The 15,679-nt window shown below is 30.7% G+C and carries 16 protein-coding genes and 1 pseudogene; 10 read left to right on the top strand and 7 right to left on the bottom strand.

The window, feature by feature from the left end:
- Nucleotides 1-52: 52 nt before the first annotated feature.
- The 4 genes from cysS to ACTG3S_RS01725 all read left to right on the top strand — a co-directional run bounded on the left by cysS (nt 53) and on the right by ACTG3S_RS01725 (nt 3,064).
- Nucleotides 53-1,531: a cysteine--tRNA ligase gene (gene cysS, locus ACTG3S_RS01740; RefSeq protein ID WP_439127655.1), complete on the top strand. Its 1,479-nt coding sequence runs from the start codon at nt 53-55 to the stop codon at nt 1,529-1,531.
- Between the two features lie 69 nt (nt 1,532-1,600).
- Nucleotides 1,601-1,861, top strand: a complete 261-nt coding sequence (gene yidD / locus ACTG3S_RS01735) for a membrane protein insertion efficiency factor YidD (protein WP_439127654.1) — start codon at nt 1,601-1,603, stop codon at nt 1,859-1,861.
- Between the two features lie 53 nt (nt 1,862-1,914).
- Nucleotides 1,915-2,748: a prolipoprotein diacylglyceryl transferase gene (lgt, locus tag ACTG3S_RS01730; RefSeq protein WP_439127653.1), complete on the top strand. Its 834-nt coding sequence runs from the start codon at nt 1,915-1,917 to the stop codon at nt 2,746-2,748.
- A 4-nt stretch (nt 2,749-2,752) separates the two neighbouring features.
- Nucleotides 2,753-3,064: a DUF6787 family protein gene (locus ACTG3S_RS01725; RefSeq protein WP_439127652.1), complete on the top strand. Its 312-nt coding sequence runs from the start codon at nt 2,753-2,755 to the stop codon at nt 3,062-3,064.
- A gap of 83 nt (nt 3,065-3,147) precedes the next feature.
- On the opposite strand, the gene ACTG3S_RS01720 is transcribed toward ACTG3S_RS01725, so the two are convergent.
- A complete protein-coding gene (locus tag ACTG3S_RS01720; RefSeq protein WP_439127651.1) occupies nt 3,148-3,417 on the bottom strand; it encodes a hypothetical protein in 270 nt (89 codons plus the stop codon).
- Between the two features lie 83 nt (nt 3,418-3,500).
- On the opposite strand from ACTG3S_RS01720, the gene ACTG3S_RS01715 reads away from it, so the two are divergent.
- Nucleotides 3,501-4,136 (top strand): NUDIX hydrolase, encoded by a 636-nt coding sequence (locus ACTG3S_RS01715; protein ID WP_439127650.1) that lies wholly within the window; start codon nt 3,501-3,503, stop codon nt 4,134-4,136.
- Between the two features lie 47 nt (nt 4,137-4,183).
- Entirely contained in the window at nt 4,184-5,002 is an 819-nt protein-coding gene (locus ACTG3S_RS01710) for a lysophospholipid acyltransferase family protein (protein WP_439127649.1), read from the top strand.
- Here ACTG3S_RS01710 and ACTG3S_RS01705 read toward each other — a convergent pair.
- From ACTG3S_RS01705 to ACTG3S_RS01680, 6 genes are all read right to left on the bottom strand, one after another.
- Complete coding sequence (locus ACTG3S_RS01705; RefSeq protein WP_439127648.1) at nt 4,999-5,487, bottom strand: hypothetical protein; 489 nt, start codon at nt 5,485-5,487, stop codon at nt 4,999-5,001. The genes ACTG3S_RS01710 and ACTG3S_RS01705 overlap by 4 nt on opposite strands.
- A gap of 143 nt (nt 5,488-5,630) precedes the next feature.
- The gene (locus ACTG3S_RS01700; protein WP_439127647.1) at nt 5,631-6,632 is read right to left on the bottom strand and encodes an aldo/keto reductase; all 1,002 of its coding nucleotides are present in this window, start codon (nt 6,630-6,632) and stop codon (nt 5,631-5,633) included.
- Nucleotides 6,625-7,848: an MFS transporter gene (locus ACTG3S_RS01695; RefSeq protein ID WP_439127646.1), complete on the bottom strand. Its 1,224-nt coding sequence runs from the start codon at nt 7,846-7,848 to the stop codon at nt 6,625-6,627. Before ACTG3S_RS01695 ends, ACTG3S_RS01700 begins: the two co-directional genes overlap by 8 nt.
- 31 nt (nt 7,849-7,879) lie before the next feature.
- Nucleotides 7,880-10,813 (bottom strand): FAD-binding and (Fe-S)-binding domain-containing protein, encoded by a 2,934-nt coding sequence (locus ACTG3S_RS01690; protein ID WP_439127645.1) that lies wholly within the window; start codon nt 10,811-10,813, stop codon nt 7,880-7,882.
- Nucleotides 10,814-10,952: 139 nt separating this feature from the next.
- Entirely contained in the window at nt 10,953-11,609 is a 657-nt protein-coding gene (locus ACTG3S_RS01685; protein WP_439127644.1) for an HAD family hydrolase, read from the bottom strand.
- Nucleotide 11,610: 1 nt separating this feature from the next.
- Entirely contained in the window at nt 11,611-12,000 is a 390-nt protein-coding gene (locus ACTG3S_RS01680; RefSeq protein ID WP_439127643.1) for a thiol-disulfide oxidoreductase DCC family protein, read from the bottom strand.
- Between the two features lie 203 nt (nt 12,001-12,203).
- Here ACTG3S_RS01680 and ACTG3S_RS01675 point away from each other — a divergent pair, with 203 nt between their 5' ends.
- The 4 genes and pseudogenes from ACTG3S_RS01675 to ACTG3S_RS01660 all read left to right on the top strand — a co-directional run.
- A complete protein-coding gene (locus ACTG3S_RS01675; RefSeq protein WP_439127642.1) occupies nt 12,204-12,896 on the top strand; it encodes an ABC transporter ATP-binding protein in 693 nt (230 codons plus the stop codon).
- A gap of 2 nt (nt 12,897-12,898) precedes the next feature.
- Nucleotides 12,899-14,131: an ABC transporter permease gene (locus tag ACTG3S_RS01670; protein WP_439127641.1), complete on the top strand. Its 1,233-nt coding sequence runs from the start codon at nt 12,899-12,901 to the stop codon at nt 14,129-14,131.
- A gap of 2 nt (nt 14,132-14,133) precedes the next feature.
- Entirely contained in the window at nt 14,134-15,378 is a 1,245-nt protein-coding gene (locus ACTG3S_RS01665) for an ABC transporter permease (protein ID WP_439127640.1), read from the top strand.
- Nucleotides 15,379-15,401: 23 nt separating this feature from the next.
- Nucleotides 15,402-15,679: pseudogene (locus ACTG3S_RS01660) on the top strand (efflux RND transporter periplasmic adaptor subunit); the annotation flags it as partial.

Below are 15,679 nucleotides of genomic sequence, written 5' to 3'. Positions count from 1 at the left end.
CTATTCTCAATAAAGTGCCTATCTTTATCCGCTGTAAATAGTCACTTTTTTAATGGAACTCTACAAAGAAAATCAATTGAAAATATACAATTCTCTTAGCAAGTCTAAAGAGGATTTTAAACCCATAACAGAAGGTTACGTAGGCATGTATGTTTGCGGTCCCACTGTATATAGCAATGCACATTTAGGCAACGTTAGAACGTTTATGTTTTTTGATGTTGTGTACAGATATCTGCTACATTTAGGATATAAAGTACGTTATGTACGTAATATTACAGATGCTGGTCATTTAGAAAACGATGCAGATGAAGGTGAAGATAGAATTGCAAAAAAAGCACGTTTAGAAGAAATAGAACCTATGGAAGTTGTGCAACGTTACACTGTAGATTTTCATAATGTTCTAAAAAATTATAATTTTTTACCACCAAGTATAGAACCTACTGCAACTGGCCATATTGTAGAGCAGATAGAAATGATTAAAGAAATCATAGATAAGGGTTTTGCTTACGAAGTGAATGGCTCTGTCTATTTTGATGTGTTGGCGTATAATGAATCTAATCATTATGGAATTTTATCAGGCAGAAAAGTAGAAGATTTAATCCATAATACACGTGCTTTAGACGGACAATCAGATAAGAAAAATCCACAAGATTTTGCACTTTGGAAAAAAGCCGAAGAACGCCATATCATGCGTTGGCCTTCTCCTTGGTCAGATGGTTTTCCTGGTTGGCATCTAGAGTGTTCTGTAATGAGTACTAAATATTTAGGCGAAAGTTTCGATATTCATGGAGGTGGAATGGATTTAAAATTTCCACATCACGAATGTGAAATTGCACAATCACAAACCTGTTCTGGTGTAAAACCTGTAAATTATTGGATGCATACCAATATGCTGTTGTTAAATAGCCAAAAAATGGCAAAATCAACAGGTAACTTTATTTTACCAAACGAAATTTTATCGGGTAAAAATAACATTTTACCAAAAGCATTTTCGGCTTCAGTAGTTCGTTTCTTTAACATGCAAGCCAACTATAGAAGTATTTTAGATTTCTCTGGAGAAGCTTTAGAAGCCTCAGAAAAAGGACATAGTAAGTTAATGGAAGCTATCAATTTTTTAGACAAAATAGAAGCAGGTAAAGAATCAACTTTTGATGTTCAGAAATGGAAAAAGGATTGTTATGCAGCAATGAACGACGATTTTAATACGCCTATTTTAATAGCGCATTTATTTGAAGGGGTGAAACTCATCAATCAAATAAAAGAGAAAAATGCAAGTTTAACACCAGAAGATTTATCAGCATTTAAAAAGACTTTAAACAGTTTTGTTTTTGATATTTTAGGGTTGATGAATGAAGCAACTCAAGACAGTTCAGATAAAATAAATGGGGTAGTAGAGTTACTAATAAAATTAAGAAAAGAAGCCAGAGAAAATAAAGATTGGGCATTGTCAGACCAAATTAGAGACGAGTTAATTGAATTAGGTATTCAGTTAAAAGATGGTAAAGAAGGCACTACTTTTTCAGTAAATTAAAAAAGTATATTGGTCAATGTCATTTCGAGGTTAGTAGAAATCTCAAAATGAAATTATAAAAACTATTTTTTGAAAAAAATACTTTCATACCCGTTCATTTTATTGGTGCGTTTTTACCAAACAGCCATCTCGCCATTTACACCAGCAACTTGTAGGTACAGCCCCACATGTTCACATTACACCATAGAAGCTTTACAAAAACACGGTTTGTTTTCTGGTGGTTGGTTGGCATTGAAAAGAATTTTTAGTTGTCATCCTTGGGGAGGCAGTGGTTACGATCCTGTTCCTGAGAAATTAGGAAAAGAGATAAGAGAAAAGAAAAGAGAATAAAGACAAAAGGCTTTAACTTTGAATATAAAATTTAAAATATTGAACAATTAAATATGAATTTTTTAGCAATCACTTGGGATCCTTCCATAGGAATAGATTTAGGCTTTTTTACCATACGCTGGTACAGTTTAATGTTTGTAGCCGCTTTTTTACTGGGCTTAAGACTCATGAAAAAAATCTATATAGAAGATAAAATTCCTGTAGAAAAAATGGATCCTCTATTTATGTATGTTTTTATTTCTATGTTAATTGGTATGCGTTTAGGAGACGTTTTCTTTTATAGTTGGGATTATTATCAACATAACCTTTTAGAAATCATTTTACCCTTTAAAAAATCTGCAGAAGGCTGGAAATTTACTGGTTTTACAGGCTTTGCAAGTCATGGTGCAGCTATAGGGATTCCTATTGCTATGTATTTTTATGCCAAAAAACACTTACAAAAACCCTGGTTATTTATTTTAGATAGATTGGCAATTATGGTAGCTTTGGCAGGCTTTTTCATTCGTTTTGGAAACTTTTTCAATTCAGAAATTTACGGTAAAGAAACAGGTTCTAATTTTGGAGTAATATTTAAAGCAGCAGGCGAAACTGTACCAAGACATCCCACCCAATTATACGAAGCTTTTAGTTATTTAGCCTTGTTTTTAGTAATGTGGTATTTGTATTGGAAAACCAACAAAAAACAGCAAATTGGGTATTTATTCGGTTTATTTATGGTGGTTTTATGGTCTTTACGTTTTGTCATAGAATTTTTAAAAGAACCACAAGTACAAAAAAGAGGAGAAGAGTGGTTTTTTAGCCCTTTAAATACAGGACAAGTTTTAAGCATTCCGCTTGTTTTAATTGGGGTTTGGTTAATGTTTAGAAAATCAAAAAAAGAAGCATAAGTTTATGGATAAATTAAAAGAAAGATGGGGAATTGAAAGCAACTGGTCTCTTTTAGCAATATTTATCGTGTTTGCCATTAATGGTTCTTTTGCAGCTTGGGTTGCAAAACCCGTTACAAATATTATCGGTTTAAACCCAAATACTATTTCTGGCTTTATTTATTGGCCATTAAGAATCTTACTAATTTTTCCAATATATCAGTTAACGCTACCTATTGTAGGTTGGGTTTTCGGGCAATTTAAATTCTTTTGGGCTTTCGAAAAAAAGTTTTTAAGCAGATTAGGTTTGGGCTTTTTGTTTAAAACAGACGACTAATTTTTTGGGCGTTTTAACGGGCTTTACACTATATCTTTTTGCCGAAAATAGCAAAAAGGATGTCGTTTCAATCCCTAACGCAATCACTCAGCTTCAATAATATTCTCATTTTTTCTTTTTTTTATCATATAACTATAAATCCACATAATGGTAAAAGTTGGTATAAAATCAAAAGGAAGTATTTCTTCAACAAAACTAACAAAACCAGCGATTTTACCTTCCTTTCCTTTATACATTTTTGTCATAATGTAACCAGAAACAGGTGCCCAAAAAAGATCAAAAGGTAAAAAAGGGATAAAACCGATAGCATCTAAAAAAATGCTAACAATTAATTTTTTAAATTTATTATTCATACAATATCAAAGTCAAATTTCTTGCCAAAAATTTCTATGGGCAAATAGAAATCAATAATTTAGCGTAAAATACAGAAAACAGTTTGAACTTCGATACTTTTAAAAGCAATTTAAATATACTAGAAACAGCAAAATTAGGTGGGTTAGAGGCGCAGTTTAAATTAGCACCAGAATTAAGAAAACGTTACGATGCTGATAAAATCAGACAAAGTAACCCTAAAAAAGCAGCCGTTTTAGCTCTATTTTACCCGAATATAAACAATCAAACCACTTTTTTGTTAACAGAAAGAGCCACTTACAAAGGTACACACTCTGCACAAATTAGTTTTCCCGGTGGTAAAATAGATAAAACAGATGCTAATTTAAAAGCCACAGCTTTAAGAGAAGCCTATGAAGAAGTAGGTTTGCATCCGTCAGAAATAGAAGTTATTAGAGAGTTAACAGATGTTTTTATACCGCCAAGTAATTTTTTAGCAACACCTTTTTTGGGCTTTGTAAATACAAAACCAGTTTTTAAAAAAAATTACGAAGTAGCGCAAACCATAGAAGTATTGTTAGAAGATTTATTAAATGACAACACTTTAACAACAAAAGCATTAAAGACTTCTTATATGAATAAAATAGATGTACCTTGCTTTAAACTAAACAATTACATCGTTTGGGGTGCTACTGCTATGATGTTATCAGAAATTAAAGAACTCTTTAATTCTACATTTTAACATTTTGTTTTGTAAATTTGTTTTTAACCAAGTATTAACTAACAAACATGCCATTATTTAAAAAAAATCCATTTGGTCATTATTTATTTTTAAAAAAATGGATTATAAGAATTTTTGGATTAATTTCTCACAGTCGTTATCGTAAATTTAATAATTTACAAATAGAAGGTTCTGAAATTTTAAGAAACCTACCAGAAAAAAATGTATTGTTTATTTCGAATCATCAAACCTATTTTGCAGATGTAGCTGCCATGTTTCATGTGTTTAATGCATCTTTAAAAGGGAGAGACGATTCTATTAAAAATATTGGTTACATCTGGAATCCGAAATTAAACATTTACTTTGTAGCTGCAGGAGAAACTATGCGTGCTGGTTTATTGCCAAAATTATTTGCTTATGCAGGTTCTGTTTCTATTGATAGAACTTGGAGAAGTGCAGGTAAAAACGTAAATAGACAAGTAAAAAATTCTGATATTTCTAATATACAAAAAGCCATAAAAGATGGTTGGGTAATCACTTTTCCACAAGGTACAACCACACCATTTAAACCCATTAGAAGGGGAACAGCTCATATAATAAAAACCTGTAAACCCGTAGTTGTTCCGATAGTTATAGACGGTTTTAGACGCTCTTTTGATAAAAAAGGTTTGGCAATAAAAAAACGCAATGTTCTACAATCTATGGTGATTAAAGAGCCTTTAGAAATTGATTACGAAAATGAAGAAATTGCAGATATTGTCACTAAAATTGAATACGCTATAGAACAGCACCCTTCATTCTTAAAAGTATTGTCTCCAAAGGAAGCAGAAGAATATATAAAAGAGGAAGAGGAATTAAATAAAAAACGTGAATTTTGGTCTTCTTAACCTTTTTTTAATTGGAATAATCTAATTTCAAGTCCAATAAAAAAACTATATCTGTATTTTAAGTCTTTGTACATATATTCTAAATCTGTTCTTTCTGTTATTTGATTTATAAAACTTAATTTAAGAGAATTATTAATTAAATATTCAAATTGTACAGACCCAGACCAACTAAATAAGTTTTTCTGATACCTTTGGATAAAACCTGCACCAATAGTTGGTGTTATTTGAAAATTAAAATCATTAAAGACATCCATAAAAGTAAAGCCTCCATAGCCTCCAAACCTAGAATAATGTTGCTTAAGAAGCGCTTTTTCGAATTCTAAACCACCTACAAAAAAGCCTAATTCTTTATCTTCGGCTTCGTATTTTAAACGAGCCATAAAATTTAATGTTCCTGCTTTATTACCTAATTGATCTCCAAAAGCTAATAATCTTAAATCTTGGTGTAAAGAAAAGTTGATGGCATTTTGACTAAAATGATGCATACTATTCATTATGAATAGTAAGAAAAAGAGGAGGGAATTTTTCTTTATAAACATTTAAAAGGAATAACTAATTGCTAATTCTTTTAAATGTACGAAATATTTAATAGAACGTTAATAAAGTCTTTGTTGAAGTATTTTTAAAATTATTCTTTTAAAACCCCACTAATCTTATCTAGTTCATCATCAGAAAAAGTAGTGTTTTCGGTAGCTTTTAAACTGTCTAAAATTTGCTCAGTTTTACTGGCTCCAATTAAAACAGAGGTAATTCTTTCATCTTTTAAAATCCAAGAAATTGCCATTTGTGCTAAATTCTGATTTCTGTTTTTAGCAATTTCGTTTAAAGCTTTAATTTTTGGCAAATGTTCTAAAACTTGGTTTGTATTTAAAAAAGGACTGTTTTTTACGGCTCTAGAATCTTTTGGTAATCCATCAATGTATTTATTAGTTAACATACCTTGAGCCAAAGGAGAAAAACAAATGGCTCCAACTCCAGAATTATCTAATAAATCCAATAATCCATCTTCAATCCACCTATCAAATAGATTATACCTTGGTTGATGAATTAGGCATGGTGTTCCTAAATCGTTTAAAATTTTAAAAGCTTCTGCTGCTCTTTCTGGTTGATAATTAGAAAGTCCCACATATAAAGCTTTTCCTTGTCTAACCATTAAATCTAAAGTCCCCATGGTTTCTTCTAAAGGCGTATCATAATCTGGTCTATGATGATAAAAAATATCTACATAATCCAGTCCCATTCTTTGTAAACTTTGATCTAAGCTCGCCACTAAAAACTTCATAGAACCAAAATCACCATAAGGCCCAGGCCACATACCATAACCTGCTTTAGAAGAAATTATCAATTCATCTCTATAGTTTTTAAAATCCTTTTTAAGTATTTTACCAAAGTTTTTTTCTGCAGAACCAGGAGGAGGTCCATAATTATTTGCTAAATCAAAATGTGTAATTCCGTTATCAAAAGCACATTTTAAAAGATTTCTAGCATTTTTAAAATCGTCATTTGCTCCAAAGTTATGCCATAAGCCTAAAGAAATTTCTGGTAATAGTAAACCACTATTACCTGTTCTTCTATATTTTATTTTTTCATAACGATTCTCAGCTGCTGTATATTTTTGTTTTTTACTCATTTTGTATTGCTTTTCTAAAACCAATTGTGGCTAGAAGACCTATAATTGGTATAATTGTAAATATTATAAATAAATTTTGATATTCTAAAATAGTAGGGTTTTTACCTAACATATATCCATTAAAAAGAGACATAAATATGTCTGGTGTAAACCCAACTACTGAGATAATTCCTACCAAAGTTCCTGTAAATTGAATAGGTGTTTTTGTTTCTTCTATGATAGCAAAATACAAACCCCTTAATGAATAAGTGCCAAATGCCATAAAAATAAATGAGGTAAAAGAAATAAAGATAAAATCATCTTTAAAATCAATAAAACCCAAAAGAAGTGATGCTAAAATAAGGATTGAAAAACTAGGAATAATTAATTTAGAGGGTACAAATTTATCGGCAATCCAACCTATAGAAATAGCTGCTAAAGGTCTTAAGTACTGAATAAAAACAGCAAAATATGTAGCTTCTTCTAAAGTATAATGCCACACATCTTTGGCATATGTTCCATAAACTCCTGTTAATTTATAAGAACAATATCCACAAAAAATAATTAAGGAATGAAAAATTACCTTTCTTTGTTTAATAATAAAAAGCGTTGTTTTAAAATCAAAAATAAATTCTTTTTTAGAGGTTTTTATATTTTCTTTGGGCAGTACTTTTAACACTAAAAACCCTACTAAAAAAACGATACCTGTTATTGTTCCAATAATATATTGCAAAGTATTTACTTTATTCTCAAAAGTAATTTCAACTCCTTTTTGAGGGAAGAAAAAAGTTAAAATTCCTGCTCCAGATAATGCAATTGTTGCTGCAAAAAAACCTCTTCCACCATCTAACAAGCCAAAAGACAAACCTTGATTGTATGTATTTCCCCACTGTCTTGTCGCTTTAATCAAAGAAGCCCAAAAAAATAAAATTGTTGATATTCCCCAAAAAGCATAAAGTAATTTTAACGTAAATATTGAGGGAATTAACGTCATCCAAAATCCGCCAATAGCAGTTAATATTAAAGAAAAAGAAAGTAGTTTTCTGGCTTCCCATTTATCAGCAAAAAAACCTCCAAAGAAGTAGGATAATACTGCAGTAATACCATATAAAGCTTGTGCCTCACCAATTTGAGCATCAGAAATAACAAAAGCTTCTCTTATCACAGGTTTAAAAACACGCATCAAAATAAAAGGCAACAAGAAAATGGCTTCCCCAGCAATGATTAGGGCAAACATAGTTGTTACTTTATTTTTAATTAGCATTCGCCTAAGATAAGGCTTCTTTTAGAATTGTTATAGGATGTTTTGCAATACGTTTTGTGCCATCAAAAATTTGATGACGACAACTCGTTCCTGCAGCTGCAATTTCTGTATCAGCACTACAATTTCTTATTTTAGGAAACAATGTATCTTCACCAACTTGCATAGAAACTTTATAATGTTCTTTTTCATAACCAAAAGAACCTGCCATCCCACAGCAACCTGTGTTCATGATAGTTACTTTATAATTTTCTGGTAAGTTTAATATTTGAAAACTTGCATTGGTACTAGACAATGCTTTTTGATGACAATGTCCGTGAATTTTTAAAGTCTTTGTCTTTTTGGTAAAGGCATCTTTATTAATATTTCCTTCTTTTAATTCGTTCGCTAAAAACTCTTCAAAAGTAAAAGTGTTTTTTGCAATATTTTCTGCGGATGTTTTATCGTCTGCTAATCTAATATATTCATCTCTAAAGGTTAAAATTGCTGAAGGTTCTACACCAATTAATGGCGTTTCCTTTGTAATGATATTTTTAAATATGTTGATATTTTTATTACAAACAGCTTTAGCTTCTTTTAAAAACCCTTTAGAAATATAACTTCTAGCACTTTCTTCGTGATTGATAATATGGACTACATATCCTAATTTTTCTAACAAGTAAAAAGCATCTTTACCAATTTCTACGTCGTAAAAGTTGGTGAATTCATCGTTAAAAAGATAGATTTCTTTATTTTGAGATTTCTCAACTCCGCTTGAAATGACATTCTTGGTGGAATTATTAGAATATTTTTTATGCCAACTAAGTAATGTTTTTTTTGCCAATTTAGGAACGCTTCTTTCTACAGCAACTCCCATGGCTTTTTTAGCAAAAGGTGTATTTAAAATTGCATTTGCTAAAGTAGGAGTGAGGCTACCTAATTTGTTTAATTTGGCATTGTTAGCAAACAGTTTGCTTCTAAATGAATAACCATTCGTTTCTTGATATTGGTATAAAAACTCTGCTTTCATAGTGGCAATATCTACATTACTAGGGCATTCTGATGCGCATGCTTTACAACTTAAACAAAGGTCTAGAACTTGTTTTAACTCTTTTGAATCAAATTTATTTTTTGCTTTATTATTTGTGAGAACTTCACGTAAAACATTGGCTCTTGCTCTGGTTGTTTCACTTTCGTTTTTGGTAGCTCTGTAACTTGGGCACATGGTACCACCAGCTTCCACTGGTTTCCTACAATCTCCAGATCCATTGCATTTTTCAGCTAATTTGATAATGCCTTCACTATCAGAAAAATCTTGAATGGTTTCAATTTTAGGTTCCGTTCTGTCAATTTCGTAACGCAAGCTTTTATCCATAGGAAAAGCATCTGTAATCTTTCCTTTGTTAAAAACGTTGTTGTTATCAAATGCCTTTTTAATTCTTCTTAATAATTGGTAGTTGTTTTCACCAATCATTAACGGAATAAACTCAGCACGCACAATTCCATCACCATGTTCACCAGAAAAAGAACCTTGATATTTTTTAACCAATTTAGCAGTTTCAGTGGTTATTTTCCTGAACAAAACTACATCTTCAGATTTCTTTAAATTCAAAATCGGACGTAAATGCAATTCCCCAGCACCAGCATGTGCATAATAGACTGCATTTTGCTGGTATTTCGCCATTATTTTAGTGAACTCTTCTATGTAATTTGGTAAATCTTCTAAAGCAACAGCAGTATCTTCTATACAAGCCACAGCTTTCATATCACCCACCATATTACCTAAAGCACCCAAACCTGCTTTACGTAAATAATGTACTTTGGCAATGTCTGCACCATATACTTTTGGGTGATGATAGCCAAAATTGTTTTTCTTTAAGTCAGCAATTAAATTATCTGCTAAAACTTCTGCTTTTGCAAGGGTTTCTGCAGCAACTTCTAACATTAAAACAGCTTCTGGATCTCCTTGTAAAAAGAATCTGTTTTTAGCCAATTCACGATTGTTCTTGGTACAATCTAAAATGGTTTTGTCCATCAACTCACAATTGTACAAATTATGATTCATGGAAACTAAAGTGGCTTTTAAACTCTCATTAATACTTTTAAAATGAGCGCAAACCATGATGCTTTCTTTGGGAGGTATGGCATCTAATTGTAAAGTAATTGCTGTCGAAAAAGCCAGAGTTCCTTCACTTCCTGCAAGTAATTTTGCAACATTTATAGTGGGTGCTGTTCCGCCAAATAAATCAGATTTTAAAAATTCATCAACAGCATATCCTGTACATCTTCTATGAATGGTTTCTTTAGGAAATTCTTTTTTAATTTCTTCTTGAACAGCTACTGAATTAAGTTCCGCATAAATAGATTTATAAATTTTACCTTCTAAACTTTCTTCTTTGGTTTTCTTGATGAATTCTTCGGATGTAATTTCTTTAAAAATAGCTGAAGAACCATCACTTAAAATAGCATCAATAGCCAACACTTTATCACGTGTAACGCCATATCTTATAGAGGTACTTCCTGATGAATTGTTACCAACCATTCCACCAATCATACATCTATTTGATGTAGATGTGTTTGGGCCAAAAAACAACCCATAAGGTTTTAGAAAAACGTTTAAAGAATCTCTTACAATACCTGGTTGTAATTTGATGGTTTTGTTTTCCTCATCAAAATGAATGATGTTTGTAAAGTGCTTAGAAACATCTACTACAATTCCATCACCTACACACTGTCCTGCAAGAGAAGTTCCTGCAGTTCTTGGTATTAAAGTGATGTTGTTTTTAGTAGCAAAAGCTATTAAAATTTTGATATCATTTTCATCTTTTGGGAAAGCAACTGCTAACGGAATTTTACGATATACAGAAGCGTCTGTTGCATATAATGTTTTGTGTAAGTCATCAAATAAAACATCACCAGAAAGTGAATTATGTAAGTTTTCTAAACGAGTAGTATCAATCATTATTTACCATTAAAAAGTAACTATTTATGCAAATATCTGAATAATAAACTCAATATTTATAAGTCTAAAAACTTCTTTAGCTATTTTTATTGATTCTATAAAAAAGGCTTTTAATTCTTGTTGATTTTTAAATAATTATTTACAGAAGCTGTTTTAATTCTTTAAAGTGATGCATAACAGCATCTGCATTTTCTAAGGTCTGTCCTTCAGACAAAATATTTGCGTAACCAACCACAAAAATACCAGCATCATTGGCGGCTTTTACGCCATTGTCAGAATCTTCTATAACGATGCAATTTTCTGGTGCTGAATTTGCTAAAATAGCTGCTTTTTCAAAAATTTCTGGATGTGGTTTGCTTTCCTCTAAATCTGCACCACTAATTTTACTTTTAAAATAAGGATCTAAGTTAAATCTAAGAAAAACACGATTGATATTTACCATTGCAGAAGAAGAAGCCAATATTAATGTGTAGCCTTTATTATGTAAGTACTTTATAAGTTCTTCAACACCTTTTACCAAGCTCAAATTTGGGTCGTTTTCAAAGTAGTTTACGTATCTTTTTCTTTTGTCTATTACCAAATCTTCTGGATTGTTGTCTAAATTAAAGTGTGCCACTAACCTCTGAAAAGCGTTAATGGTAGAAGAGCCTGTAAACGATTTATACAACTCTTCTGAAACTTCAATTCCTAAAGAATTATAGGTTTCATAGTACGCTTTTTTATGGATTTCTTCAGAATCTATAATTACGCCATCCATATCAAAAATAACGCAATTTACTTTTTTGGGTAAATTCATTTTAATCTAAAAACTTGGCTTTAAGTGCTGGTGTTGGTATCATACAACTTTCTTTTTTTCCAAACCAATTATATCTATTTTTTGCAATATAATCATAAATAAAATTTCTAAAAGATTCAGGAAAAACCCAACCAATTTGTGTAATTTTCCAAAAGCCTCCAAAATCATTCATCACTTTTAAAGCAGCTGTAGATTTTATATCATAAGAAATATTAGGTTCGTATAAAATTATAGAATCTATTTTGGTAGTATCTATGTTTAAATAATTGATAATTTCTTGACCAGATTTAGATTGTATAGCAGCAAATAAAAAAGCGTTTTTTTTGTCATATTTAATAACTTTTGTAACAGCATTATTGCATAAATTACAAACTCCATCAAATAAAATCACCTTTTTATCTTTAGCAATAGAAACCACTTTAACCCTTTAAAATTACTTTTAACAAAGATACTTTAACTTTTTTTAAAAATCTTGTAACATTTTTTATTTTGATGCGTCTTATGGTTGTAATTGCATAGAAAATTTGCTTTTAACATAATATTAATAAGCACAGTCAATAGCATTCTATACTTTTATATTAAAATAACCAACTAATGATTAAAATAGACAAATTACACAAATCTTATCCTATCGGAAAAGATTCTCTACACGTTTTAAAAGGTATCGATTTACATATAAAAGAAGGCGAATTCGTATCAATTATGGGGTCTTCTGGTTCTGGAAAATCTACACTATTAAATATAGTTGGTTTGTTAGATGTTCATGATGAAGGTACTTATTATTTGAATGGGCAACTAATTAAAAACATGAATGAGAAAAAAGCGGCATTGTTACGTAATAAATTCTTAGGATTCATATTTCAGTCTTTTAACTTAATTTCTTACAAAACTGCTGTAGAAAATGTTGCATTACCATTATATTATAAAGGTATTAGCAGAAAAGAACGTTTAGAAACTGCATTAGATTATTTAGATAAAGTAGGTTTAAAAGATTGGGCAAATCATTTACCCAACGAGCTTTCTGGTGGACAAAAACAACGTGTGGCAATTGCTAGAGCATTGGTAACAAAACCAAAAGTAGTTTTGGCAGATGAGCCAACAGGAGCCTTAGACTCTACAACAACAGATTCTGTAATGGATTTATTAAAAGATATTAATGATGAAGGGATGACTGTTTTTGTAATTACGCATGAAGAAGAAGTTGCAGAACAAACCAAAAGAATTGTACGTTTAAAAGATGGATTAATTATTAGTGATGAATTAACAAAAGCTTCTAAAGCAGTATAATTATGTTTGATTTAGATAGGTGGAGAGAAATTTTTCAGAGTATAAATAAAAACAGATTACGTTCTGTAATGTCTGGTTTTACGGTTGCTTTTGCAATTTTACTATTTACTTTATTATTTGGTATTGTTAGTGGTTTAAGTAATTCTTTTACAAGCGCTTTTGCAGATGATGCTCAGAACGCTATGTTTGTGCGAGTTTGGAAAACTTCTAAACCTTACAAAGGTTTGCAAACAGGTAGAAGAGTTCAATTAAAAAATAGCGATTATAATTATGTAACAGAAGAATACGCTGATAAAATCGAATATCAATCTTCTAGGATATATAAAAACTTTTCTATCAAATATAAAAGTGAAGCTAGTTCATATAGCGTAATGGCTGTAAATCCAGATCATCAGTTTTTAGAAAAAACAATAATTAACGATGGTAGGTATTTAAATGAAAGAGATATTAGAGAGGCTTCTAAAGTTATTGTAATTGGTAGGTTAATTAAAAAGGATTTGTTTGGAGAAAGACCTGCTACAGGTAAAAGAGTTAATGTAAATGGTAGTTCTTACTTAATTATCGGTGTTTTTTCTGATGATGGTGGAGATAATGAAGAAAGAAAAGCGTTTATCCCTTTGACAACAGCACAAAGAATGTATGGCAATAACGATTATATAAGTCAGATTGCTTTGGGTTACAATCCCAATTTAAGTTTAGATGCAGCAGTTGCTTTTGGTAACCAATTAGAAAGAGATTTACGAAAAAAATTAAGTATTCATCCTGATGATCAAAGTGCATTGTCTGTTAGAAACATGGCAGAAGCAAATAAAGGTGTTGGGCAATTTATGGGTATTCTATATGCCATTGTAATTTTGGTTGGTTCAGGAACTTTAATAGCTGGTATCATAGGTATTAGTAATATTATGATTTTTGTAATAAAGGAACGTACTAAAGAATTCGGAATAAGAAAAGCACTTGGAGCAAAGCCTTCATCAATTGTTGCAATGGTTGTTCAAGAGTCTGTACTTATTACAACATTAGCTGGTTATCTAGGGCTTTCTCTAGGAACTTATATCTTAAGTTTAATTGGAGATAGTTTAGAGAAGGATTACTTTATAAAAGACCCAAGTGTTAGTACAGGAATAGTAATCGGAGCAACAGTGGTACTTATTTTATCTGGTTTAATAGCAGGTTATTTACCAGCAAAAAAAGCAGCAAACATTAAACCTATTGTTGCATTAAATGCAGATTAATTATGAAATTTTTATTTGATTCAGATACTTGGCAAGAAATTTACGGAAGCATTCGTAAAAATAAAATCAGAACCGCAATTACAATAATTGGTGTTCTCTGGGGAATTTTTCTTTTAGTAGTTCTTTTAGGAGCAGCAAGAGGTATGGAAAACGGTTTTAATAAATTATTTGGAAACTTTGCCACTAATAGTGTTTTTGTTTGGACACAATCTACAGATACACCTTTTAAAGGTTTTCAAGAAGGTAGAAGGTTTAGGCTTACGATGAATGATATTGAAGTATTAAACTCAGAATATAAGAACGAAATTAAACTTTTAGCGCCAAGAAATCAAACTAGTAATTTAATAATAAAAGATTTTAAATCTGGAGATTTTAGAGTAAGTGGAGATTACCCTGTACTAGATAAGATACAAAAAAAACAATTACTTTATGGACGTTTTTTAAATGAAAATGATATTCAAACAAATGCAAAAGTTACAGTAATATCAGAAGATATGTACAAACAATTGTTTGATAAAGATGAATTTCCTATTGGACAATACATTAAAATAAACAGCATTAGTTATCAAGTAATTGGGGTGTATAAACCATCTAATACCATAGATTTTGATGGAGATACAGCTTATATACCATTTACTACATTTAGAAAAGTTTACAATACAGCCAATAAAGTAGACTGGATGATGATTACTGCAAATGAAGGAACGAATATTGAGCAAATGGAAAAAGATATTTTGCTAACATTAAAAGGACTTCACAAAGTACACCCAGAAGACGAAAGGGCTTTTGGTAGTGTTAATTTAGGAAAAGAAATAGGAAAAGTTACCGGTTTTTTAACAGGAATGCAGTTTTTAACTTGGTTTGTAGGTATTGCTACTTTAATTGCAGGGGTTTTTGCCATTGGTAATATCTTATTAATAACCGTTAAAGAACGTACTAAAGAAATAGGAATTAGAAGGGCATTAGGAGCAACACCCAAAAGTGTTAGACAACAAATTATTTTAGAATCTGTTTTTCTAACAACCATTGCAGGTATGTTAGGTATCATTTTTGGTAGTTTGGTATTATTTTTAATAGATTCTGCTTTTGGTCAAGGAGAAGATGCTGCCCTAATAAACCCAACAGTAAACATACCAATTATTTTCATTGCTTTTGCTACATTAATAGTTTTAGGAACTTTAATAGGATTAATTCCTGCACATATGGCAACAGTAGTAAAACCAATAGAAGCATTAAGAGAAGAGTAAATACAATCAATTAACAACAAATCATGAGTAAAAGATCAAAAATTATTTTAATAATTATTGCAATAGGTTTTATTGCAGCACTAATTTGGTTCGGTAAAAAGAATAAAACAAGTATTGTTGAGTACGAAACAGAAACACCATTTAGAACAACTATTGTTAAAAAAACAGTAGCTACTGGTAAAGTTATTCCTTTAGAAGAAATTGAAATTAAACCGCAAATAACAGGAATTATAGATAAAATTGTGTTGTTAGAAGGTTCTAAAGTAAAAAAAGGAGATTTAATTGCAACTGTAAGAGTAGT

The organism is Polaribacter sp., assembly GCF_965656025.1.
Taxonomy (GTDB): Bacteria; Bacteroidota; Bacteroidia; order Flavobacteriales; family Flavobacteriaceae; genus Polaribacter.
Note: the sequence above shows the minus strand (reverse complement) of the source record. Positions and strands in the feature narration are given on the sequence as shown.

Excerpts from the sequence above, each read along its gene's own strand:
- ACTG3S_RS01685 (WP_439127644.1), bottom strand. The coding sequence starts at position 11,609 with ATGAATTTACCCAAAAAAGTAAATTGCGTTATTTTTGATATGGATGGC.
- ACTG3S_RS01705 (WP_439127648.1), bottom strand. The coding sequence starts at position 5,487 with ATGCATCATTTTAGTCAAAATGCCATCAACTTTTCTTTACACCAAGAT.
- ACTG3S_RS01690 (WP_439127645.1), bottom strand. The coding sequence starts at position 10,813 with ATGATTGATACTACTCGTTTAGAAAACTTACATAATTCACTTTCTGGT.
- ACTG3S_RS01670 (WP_439127641.1), top strand. The coding sequence starts at position 12,899 with ATGTTTGATTTAGATAGGTGGAGAGAAATTTTTCAGAGTATAAATAAA.
- lgt (WP_439127653.1), top strand. The coding sequence starts at position 1,915 with ATGAATTTTTTAGCAATCACTTGGGATCCTTCCATAGGAATAGATTTA.
- ACTG3S_RS01725 (WP_439127652.1), top strand. The coding sequence starts at position 2,753 with ATGGATAAATTAAAAGAAAGATGGGGAATTGAAAGCAACTGGTCTCTT.
- ACTG3S_RS01720 (WP_439127651.1), bottom strand. The coding sequence starts at position 3,417 with ATGAATAATAAATTTAAAAAATTAATTGTTAGCATTTTTTTAGATGCT.
- ACTG3S_RS01710 (WP_439127649.1), top strand. The coding sequence starts at position 4,184 with ATGCCATTATTTAAAAAAAATCCATTTGGTCATTATTTATTTTTAAAA.
- ACTG3S_RS01665 (WP_439127640.1), top strand. The coding sequence starts at position 14,134 with ATGAAATTTTTATTTGATTCAGATACTTGGCAAGAAATTTACGGAAGC.
- ACTG3S_RS01675 (WP_439127642.1), top strand. The coding sequence starts at position 12,204 with ATGATTAAAATAGACAAATTACACAAATCTTATCCTATCGGAAAAGAT.
- ACTG3S_RS01695 (WP_439127646.1), bottom strand. The coding sequence starts at position 7,848 with ATGTTTGCCCTAATCATTGCTGGGGAAGCCATTTTCTTGTTGCCTTTT.
- ACTG3S_RS01700 (WP_439127647.1), bottom strand. The coding sequence starts at position 6,632 with ATGAGTAAAAAACAAAAATATACAGCAGCTGAGAATCGTTATGAAAAA.
- cysS (WP_439127655.1), top strand. The coding sequence starts at position 53 with ATGGAACTCTACAAAGAAAATCAATTGAAAATATACAATTCTCTTAGC.